The organism is Ohtaekwangia sp. (genome assembly GCF_036568665.1).
GTDB lineage: Bacteria > Bacteroidota > Bacteroidia > Cytophagales > Cyclobacteriaceae > Ohtaekwangia.
This window is the reverse complement of sequence record NZ_DATCSD010000032.1, coordinates 1-3,081: the sequence shown is the minus strand read 5'-3', so window position 1 is coordinate 3,081 and position 3,081 is coordinate 1. Positions and strand designations below refer to the sequence as shown.

At 39.3% G+C, this 3,081-nt stretch carries 5 protein-coding genes; 1 reads left to right on the top strand and 4 read right to left on the bottom strand.

The window, feature by feature from the left end:
* Positions 1–58: 58 nt before the first annotated feature.
* Positions 59–403 (top strand): hypothetical protein, encoded by a 345-nt coding sequence (locus VIN08_RS01715; RefSeq protein WP_331959278.1) that lies wholly within the window; start codon positions 59–61, stop codon positions 401–403.
* Positions 404–421: 18 nt separating this feature from the next.
* Here the strand turns inward: VIN08_RS01715 and VIN08_RS01710 are convergent, their stop codons facing one another.
* The 4 genes from VIN08_RS01710 to VIN08_RS01695 form a co-directional block, all read right to left on the bottom strand.
* Complete coding sequence (locus VIN08_RS01710) at positions 422–1,690, bottom strand: adenylosuccinate synthase (protein WP_331959275.1); 1,269 nt, start codon at positions 1,688–1,690, stop codon at positions 422–424.
* 25 nt (positions 1,691–1,715) lie between these two features.
* Positions 1,716–2,045 carry an STAS domain-containing protein gene (locus VIN08_RS01705; protein ID WP_331959268.1) on the bottom strand — a complete coding sequence of 110 codons (330 nt, stop codon included), beginning with the start codon at positions 2,043–2,045 and terminating at the stop codon, positions 1,716–1,718.
* A 3-nt stretch (positions 2,046–2,048) separates the two neighbouring features.
* Positions 2,049–2,522: a transcriptional repressor gene (locus VIN08_RS01700; RefSeq protein WP_331959265.1), complete on the bottom strand. Its 474-nt coding sequence runs from the start codon at positions 2,520–2,522 to the stop codon at positions 2,049–2,051.
* Between the two features lie 148 nt (positions 2,523–2,670).
* Positions 2,671–3,081, bottom strand: a 411-nt coding sequence (locus tag VIN08_RS01695; protein WP_331959263.1) for an ACT domain-containing protein, incomplete at its 5' end; no start/stop codon positions are given.

The window sequence follows — 3,081 nt, the reverse complement described above, 5'->3', positions numbered from 1 at the left end:
TATCATCCATTCAAAGAACTTTTTTGACTCCTACTGATTCACATCAGGTTCGTCAATCGTGATCAAATTTACTTCTCAGTATCTTCAACCTATATCTCGAAACTATTGTCTTCGAAGTTCATCACCTCTCCAACTTTTTTCATCTCTCAATCCTTCAACTTCTCCCGAAGTCCTTCCAACTTCGAGCCCGCTTTTCCGTTTTGGGAGTGCAAAGGTAGAAACCTTTTCTCATCCTCCAAATCTTTTCTCAATCTTTTTTTTATTTTTCTTCTTCGAAAGAATCAAAGAAAAACATTCAAGACTTGGTCATCAGCATTTCAAAACTTCTTCTCTTTTGCCTCCGCCTACTGCGATTGGGGATGCAAAGGTAGAAGAAGCTTTTGGTGCTGCAAGTGCTTATTAAAAATATTTTATCTGCTTGTTAATTCCGATGTATAGTCTCTGTGCGATCAGGACCAACAGACACCAATGTAATTGGAACTTGTAACTCTGTTTCAAGAAACTTTATATAGTCGTTTAATTCAGAAGGCAAACTTTCTTTTGATTTACGCAGATCAGAATTCCACCCTTTCATCTCAGTATAAATCGGAAAAATTTTTTCATTCACTTGTTCATAGGGTATCATATCTGTGATTGTACCATCTTTCAACTGGTATTTTGTACAAACTTTTATCGTTGAAAAAATACTCAGCACATCTGCTTTCATCATCAACAATTGTGTAACACCGTTGATCATGATAGAATATTTTAACGAAGGCAAGTCAATCCAACCACATCTGCGCGGTCTTCCTGTAGTAGAACCAAATTCATTTCCTTCTTTACGCATTAACTCTCCCTGGTCATCCAATAACTCTGTTGGAAAAGGCCCACTACCAACGCGGGTGCTATACGCCTTAAAGATTCCATATACTTCACCTATATTTCTAGGGGCCACACCTAATCCTGTACAAGCTCCCGCTGTTACAGTATTAGAACTTGTAACAAAAGGATAGCTTCCAAAATCTATATCGAGCAAAGCTCCTTGTGCACCTTCGGCAAGAATGCTGGAACCTTTCTTTAATTCTTCATTCAGAAAATACTCACTCTCAATAAGATTGAATCCTTTCAGAAAATTTACAGCATCCATGAACTGGCTTTCCAATTCACTCCAATTGAATTCCACCTCATGCTCTTTCAGAATTTTGAAATGGATATCTGTAAGTTTCTTCAGACGATCTTTAAAATTATCGGCCAGTATATCTCCAACACGCAAGCCCTGTCTTCCTATTTTATCCTGATACGTGGGGCCTATGCCTTTTAACGTTGATCCGATTTTATTTTCACCTTTTGCTTTTTCGTAAGCAACATCCAGCAAGCGGTGTGTTGGCAAAATGAGTGTTGCCTTTTTAGATATAAAGAGATTCTTCTTTGTATTCAGATTATACTTCGCCAGCTTTTCAATTTCAGTTTTGAAAATGATGGGGTCGAGCACAACACCATTACCGATTACATTTCGGGTAGATTCACGGAAAATGCCAGAAGGAATCTGATGCAATACGTGCTTAATACCATCGAACTCGAGGGTATGACCTGCATTAGGACCTCCTTGAAATCTTGCTACAACATCGTACTTCGGTGCGAGTACGTCCACAATCTTTCCTTTACCTTCATCGCCCCATTGAAGGCCCAATAAAACATCTACCTTAGACATTCGTGAAAATCTTAAAATATAAAGTTTACTTAATTACTTCTGCTTCAGATTGTATGATCTGGAAAATGGCATTCAGCTTTGTGATAACCAATAATTTCTGAACGCTCTCGGAAGGACGCATCAAATATACTTCTCCTCCCTTGTTTCTGAATTTTGTAAGAATTGTGATCAGCACGCCAATACCGCTACTATTAATATAGCGCAGGTTGGATATATCAATGACACAGGCAAGTACTTTCTCCTGTATAGCACTGGTCGCTACTTCCAAGATAGAAGTGCCATTATCTTCTCCGATCAGGTCTCCTGAAAGACTGATCAGTAGTCGTTCTTTTTTTATCTCGTGAGTGAAATTCATAGGCTAGTTCGATGCGGCTATTTTATTCTCGCAATTCTGCTTGGTGCAGGATGCATACAATATGAGTGAGTGATGCATAACATTGAAATGCAAAATCTCTTCTACTGTATTTTGAATATTCTGAATGCGAGGATCACAAAACTCAACCACTTTATGGCATTCCGTACAGATCAGGTGATCGTGTTGCTTATAGCCGTACGATTTTTCGTACTGGGCCAGGTTTTTGCCAAACTGATGCTTACTCACCAAATCGCACTCCACTAACAGATCAAGTGTATTATAGACTGTGGCACGACTCACCCGGTAATTTTTATTCTTCATACTGATGTAGAGCGACTCGACATCAAAATGGCCATCGCGGGAATAGATTTCTTCCAGGATCGCATAACGCTCCGGGGTTTTCCTCAGCTCCTTGTTTTCAAGATAGGCTGTGAAGATCTTCTTTACTTCTTCGTATAGTTTCGGATTGAGTGCCATGAATTAACGGGCAAAGATAATCAGGTTTGAATGATTTGCACTACTTGTCGCAACTCTCCGAAAATCAACATCAAAAGGGCTTGTATGTCTCAAAAACGAAGAAATAGCAACACTAAATAAATTAAAGTGAAAGAAGAACTGTACAGTTTTACTCCTTTGAATCGAATCGGCTCACTTTCACCACACCTTCCACACTACGCAGTTTCTCAATAAGTTGTTCAAGGTGCCGCGTGTCATTAACATAGAGCATGATCTCTCCTTCAAAAATTCCGGTATCGGTATGAATAGACATCGAGCTCATATTTACTTTCAATTCTTCCGAAATAATTTTCGAAACATCATTGATAAGCCCGACACGATCCGTTCCCCGAATTTTCAAGCCGGTAAGAAATGCCACTTCATGCTGCGAAGTCCACTTGGCTTTTACTACACGATTACCATGATGTGAAAGAAGTTCCGGAGCATTCGGACAATTTGTTCTGTGAATTTTAATCCCTTCACTTACGGTCACAAATCCAAAAACATCATCGCCAGGAATAGGCGTACAACATTTTGCGAG